The organism is Pseudomonas sp. 18.1.10 (genome assembly GCF_024655625.1).
In the GTDB taxonomy this organism is placed as follows: domain Bacteria; phylum Pseudomonadota; class Gammaproteobacteria; order Pseudomonadales; family Pseudomonadaceae; genus Aquipseudomonas.
The window spans coordinates 1-4591 of sequence record NZ_JANLGL010000323.1 but is presented as its reverse complement, the minus strand read 5'-3'; the positions used below and the strand labels follow the sequence as shown (position 1 = coordinate 4591).

The window sequence follows — 4591 nt, the reverse complement described above, 5'->3', positions numbered from 1 at the left end:
AGTCGACAACTTCAGTGACTGACACTCCGCATTCGCGAGCAAGCCCGCTCCCACATTTGTTTCTCGGTGTGATTGGGGTCAGCGGCGGTCTGCTACTACGCCGATCAGTACCAATACGACCACCAACACCGGCGCCAAACTGTAGTTATTGAACTGGCTCAACCCCCGCACAATCCACGGCGTGGCGTAGATCAACGCCGCACCGCTGCCAATCATGCACAGCAACGCCATCAGCGGTACGCGCAACGCACCGGCCACGCTGCCCAGGCGCGCTTCGACCCAGCCCTTGATGTCGGCGCCAAACAGCACTAGCAAGCAGCCCACCAGGGCCAGGGAGATTTCCGACAGGTTGCTGCGGCTCCAGCGGGATACGGTGGCGAGCAGGTCGAGTACCAAATCCATTCGATTTCCTTAAGAGCTTCAGCTCAAAAACGTCTGCAACAGGTCATTGAGAAAGAGTTGCCCGCGGTCGGTCGCCGCCAGGCGTGACGGTTCGACCTGCATTAAGCCACTTTGTTCGGCCTCGCGGCGGCCTTCGTCCAGGCTGGCCAGCGCAAGGCCGGTGCGCTCGGCGTACAGCTTGGCTTCGACGCCTTCGGTGAGGCGCAAGGCGTTCATCAGGAACTCGAACGGCAGCTCCTCATTGGTCAGTTCTTTCGCGCCGGCCTGGAAGTTTTTTGCCGGGTTGAGGTAGTCCTTCGGTGCGCGGGTCTTCCAGGTACGCACGATGCGCCCGTCCGGGTGGCTGAGCTTGCCGTGGGCGCCGGCGCCGATTCCGATAAAGTCGCCAAAGCTCCAGTAGTTCAGGTTGTGCCGCGCCGGGCGGCCCGGTTGGGCATAGGCCGACACTTCGTACTGTGCGTAACCGTGTTCGGCGAGCAGCGCCTGGCCGGCTTCCTGGATGTCCCACAAGGTGTCGTCTTCCGGCAGCGCAGGCGGCTGGTTCCAGAACACGGTGTTGGGTTCCAGGGTCAGCTGGTACCACGACAAATGGGTTGGCTTGAGCGCGATGGCCTGGCGCAGGTCACTCAGGGCGTCGTCAAGGGACTGATCGGGCAAGCCGTGCATCAGGTCCAGGTTGAAGTTGTCGAACCCGGCCTGGCGCGCCATGCCCGCCGCGCGGATGGCTTCATCGCCATTGTGGATACGACCCAGGGCCTCAAGCTTTTCCTGCTGGAAGCTCTGGATGCCGATGGACAGGCGGTTGATCCCCAGCTTGCGGTACGCCACGAACTTCTCTTGTTCGAAGGTGCCGGGGTTGGCTTCCAGGGTGATCTCGATGTCGCCGGCAAACGGGATGCGCGCTTCCACGCCTTTGAGCAAGCGGCCGAGGGCTGCCGCACTGAACAGGCTCGGCGTGCCGCCGCCGAAGAAGATCGAACTCAGCTCGCGGCCGTAAACGGCGTGCAGGTCTTGATCGAGGTCCGCCAGCAGCGCGTCCACATACTCCTCTTCCGGCAGCACTTTGCTGGCGGTGTGGGAGTTGAAGTCGCAATAAGGGCATTTACGTACGCACCACGGAATGTGGATGTACAGCGCCAGGGGCGGCAGCAGCGGCAGGGCCGCCCGTGGCGTTTGCGCGCCGCCGTGGATCAGCGGCTGCGCAGAGGTGTTTTGGGTCATTTCAGGCTCAGGCGTTGGCGCAGCAAATCCATTGCGCGGGCGCGGTGGCTGATCTGGTTCTTGTCGGCCGGGCTCAGTTCGGCGCTGGAGACATTACGCTCCGGCACCCAGAACAGCGGGTCATAGCCAAAGCCATGCTCACCGCTGGCCGCATGCAGGATGCGCCCGTGCCACAGGCCTTCGCACAGGATCGGCAACGGGTCATCGGCGTGGCGCACCAGGGCCAGCACGCAGACGAACTGCGCGCCACGCTCGGCATCCGGCACGCCCTTGAGGGCGTCCAGCAGCTTGGCGTTGTTGGCCGCGTCGCCCTTGCCATCGGCATAACGCGCCGAATAGATGCCCGGGGCGCCGCCGAGGAAGTCCACCGCCAGGCCCGAGTCGTCGGCCAGGGCCGGCAGGCCGGAGAGGCGTGCGGCATTGCGGGCCTTGAGGATGGCGTTCTCGACGAACGACAGGCCGGTTTCTTCCGGCTCTACCTGGCTGAACTCGCCAATCGAGCGCAAGTGCACCGATTCGCCGAGCATGGCCTGCAGTTCCTTGAGTTTGCCGGCGTTATGGCTGGCCAGTACGAGTTGGGTGAGTTTCATCATTCGGCCGGGAATTGTTCTTGGTTGAATTGGAAGCTATGGGCTTTGCCGCCGGTTTCAACGTTGATGGTAAACGTCTTGTATTCACGCTGGGTGACGGAGTAGGGCGCGAGGTAACTGACCCCGCTTTTCTCGGTAATCTGCTTGAAGGTCAGGACCTCGCTCTTGCCGCCCAAGTCCTTGATGGTGCCGGTCACTTGCGCCGCTACCGGGGCAACGCCCTTGATCACGGTCACGTTTATCAAGCCCTTCTCCTTGCTGCGCACCACGCCGATCTTCTGGGCGGTTTCCGGTGGCAGGAAGCTGGAGGTGAAGGTGTTGTAGTGAACGGTGATATCGCCGAAGTCTTTCTTGCGATTAGCGTCGATGGATTCCGCTGCGATGGCGTTGGTGCCCAGGCATGCGGTCAATAGAAAAATAGCCAAACGACTCATGAGCGTCCCTCGTGAAAATGATTAGACGGCAATCTTGTGGTCGGTCAGGCCAGGGCTGCTGACCCGGTAGATACCAATTTCGCCCAACAGGTTGGGCCATAGTTTACTCGCCCAGCCGTGGCGATGCTGTTGATCGACGGCAAGGCGGTTGATGACCTTGGCTTCACGCTCGCCACATAGGGCTTCGAAGTCTTCAAAGGTGCAGAAGTGGATGTTCGGCGTGTTGTACCACGTGTATGGCAGAAAATCCGAGACTGGCATGCGGCCCTTGGTGGCCAGGTACCAACGGCAACGCCAATGCCCGAAGTTGGGAAAGGTGATGATGCACTGGCGGCCGACGCGCAGCATTTCGTCGAGGATGCGGTCCGGGTAGTGCACCGCTTGCAGGGCCTGGGTCATCACCACGATATCGAAGCTGTTGCTGGCAAAGTTGCCCAGGCCCTTGTCCAGGTCCTGCTCGATCACGTTGATGCCCTTGGCCACGCACTGGGCGATGTTGTCCGGGTCGTTTTCCAGGCCGTAGCCGGTGACTTGCTTGTTGTCCCGCAGCCAGCTCAGCAGTTCGCCATCGCCGCAGCCCAGGTCGAGCACACGGCTGCCGGCGGGGATCCAGTCTTGGATAATGTCCAGGTCGGCTCTCATGGCTTTCTCACAATACGATTCGGTTCATGTAGTTGCTGAACGCTTGCAGGTAGCGCGGGATCGGGATCAGGAAGGCGTCGTGGCCTTGCGGAGCGTCGATTTCCAGGTAGCAGACGTCTTTGCGGGCGGCCATCAGGGCATCCACCAGTTCGCGCGAGCGCGCCGGCGAGAAGCGCCAGTCGGTGGTGAACGACATCACGCAGAACTTGGCCGTGGCGTGTTCGAAGGTTTTTGCCAGGTCGTCGTCATGGTTGGCCGCCGGGTCGAAGTAGTCCAGGGCCTTGGTCATCAGCAGGTAGGTGTTGGCGTCGAAACGCCCGGAGAACTCCTCGCCCTGATAACGCAGGTAGCTTTCCACCTGGAACTCGACGCTGTGGAAGTCGTAGTTGAGCTTCTCGCTCTTGAGGCCACGGCCGAATTTCTCGCCCATGGAGTCATCGGACAGGTAGGTGATGTGCCCGACCATCCGCGCCAGCATCAGGCCACGCTTGGGGATCACCCCGGCTTCCTGGAACGAACCGCCGTGGAACTCGGGGTCGGTGAGGATGGCCTGGCGCGCCACTTCATTGAAGGCGATGTTCTGCGCCGACAGCTTCGGTGCCGAGGCGATGGCCAGGCAATGGCGCACGCGAGTCGGGTAGGTGATGGTCCATTGCAGGGCCTGCATGCCGCCCAGGCTGCCGCCAATCACCGCCGCCCATTGGGCAATTCCGAGCAGGTCGGCCAGGCGGGCCTGGCTGTGCACCCAGTCTTCCACGGTGAGCACCGGGAAGTCGGCGCCGAACGGCTTGCCGGTGTCCGGGTTGAGGCTGCTGGGGCCGGTGGAACCGTTGCAGCCGCCGAGGTTGTTCAGGCTGACCACAAAGAATTTGTGGGTGTCGATGGGCTTGCCGGGACCGATGCAACTGTCCCACCAACCGGGTTTACGGTCGTCGGCAGAATGGAAACCGGCGGCGTGATGATGGCCGGACAGGGCGTGGCAGATCAGCACGGCGTTGCTGGCCGTGGCGTTCAGTTGGCCGTAGGTCTCGTAGATCAGGTCATAGGCCGGCAGTGAACGACCGCAGGCCAAGGCCAGCGGTTCGCTGAAGTGCGCCACTTGGGGCACGACCAGTCCAACAGAATCGGGGGGGAAGGCAGCTGGCATCGACCCTGCTCTCGTTTAAATGAGGCGTAAGTCTAAAGAGCGGGGACCCTAGCGGCAAGCAAACCCCTGAGGCCGTGTGCACAAAGAAAATGTGGGAGCCGCTTGTGTGGGAGCGGGCTTGCTCGCGAAAGCGGTGCATCAGTCGACATATTCGT

Annotated in this window: 6 protein-coding genes; all 6 read right to left on the bottom strand. The window is 62.0% G+C overall.

Features of this window, described 5'->3' with window-relative positions; all coding sequences use genetic code 11:
- Nucleotides 1-78: 78 nt before the first annotated feature.
- From NUV89_RS27830 to NUV89_RS27805, 6 genes are read right to left on the bottom strand one after another with little or no spacing between them, the layout of a single operon-like run.
- Complete coding sequence (locus NUV89_RS27830) at nt 79-402, bottom strand: DUF3392 domain-containing protein (RefSeq protein ID WP_010207241.1); 324 nt, start codon at nt 400-402, stop codon at nt 79-81.
- Between the two features lie 18 nt (nt 403-420).
- Nucleotides 421-1623, bottom strand: a complete 1203-nt coding sequence (gene hemW, locus NUV89_RS27825; protein WP_017735312.1) for a radical SAM family heme chaperone HemW — start codon at nt 1621-1623, stop codon at nt 421-423.
- Nucleotides 1620-2216: an RdgB/HAM1 family non-canonical purine NTP pyrophosphatase gene (rdgB, locus tag NUV89_RS27820; RefSeq protein ID WP_257783842.1), complete on the bottom strand. Its 597-nt coding sequence runs from the start codon at nt 2214-2216 to the stop codon at nt 1620-1622. The genes hemW and rdgB overlap by 4 nt, the downstream gene beginning before the upstream one ends.
- Nucleotides 2213-2647 carry a DUF4426 domain-containing protein gene (locus tag NUV89_RS27815; protein WP_257783841.1) on the bottom strand — a complete coding sequence of 145 codons (435 nt, stop codon included), beginning with the start codon at nt 2645-2647 and terminating at the stop codon, nt 2213-2215. Before NUV89_RS27815 ends, rdgB begins: the two co-directional genes overlap by 4 nt.
- 21 nt (nt 2648-2668) lie before the next feature.
- Nucleotides 2669-3289, bottom strand: coding sequence for a methionine biosynthesis protein MetW (metW, locus tag NUV89_RS27810; RefSeq protein ID WP_017735309.1), 621 nt, complete (start codon nt 3287-3289; stop codon nt 2669-2671).
- A 7-nt stretch (nt 3290-3296) separates the two neighbouring features.
- Nucleotides 3297-4436 (bottom strand): homoserine O-acetyltransferase, encoded by a 1140-nt coding sequence (locus NUV89_RS27805; protein WP_257783840.1) that lies wholly within the window; start codon nt 4434-4436, stop codon nt 3297-3299.
- Between the last annotated feature and the right edge of the window lie 155 nt (nt 4437-4591).

What these genes read in the sequence shown, in the direction of transcription:
- NUV89_RS27830 (WP_010207241.1), bottom strand. Translation starts at nt 402, where the DNA reads ATGGATTTGGTACTCGACCTGCTCGCCACCGTATCCCGCTGGAGCCGC.
- hemW (WP_017735312.1), bottom strand. Translation starts at nt 1,623, where the DNA reads ATGACCCAAAACACCTCTGCGCAGCCGCTGATCCACGGCGGCGCGCAA.
- rdgB (WP_257783842.1), bottom strand. Translation starts at nt 2,216, where the DNA reads ATGATGAAACTCACCCAACTCGTACTGGCCAGCCATAACGCCGGCAAA.
- NUV89_RS27815 (WP_257783841.1), bottom strand. Translation starts at nt 2,647, where the DNA reads ATGAGTCGTTTGGCTATTTTTCTATTGACCGCATGCCTGGGCACCAAC.
- metW (WP_017735309.1), bottom strand. Translation starts at nt 3,289, where the DNA reads ATGAGAGCCGACCTGGACATTATCCAAGACTGGATCCCCGCCGGCAGC.
- NUV89_RS27805 (WP_257783840.1), bottom strand. Translation starts at nt 4,436, where the DNA reads ATGCCAGCTGCCTTCCCCCCCGATTCTGTTGGACTGGTCGTGCCCCAA.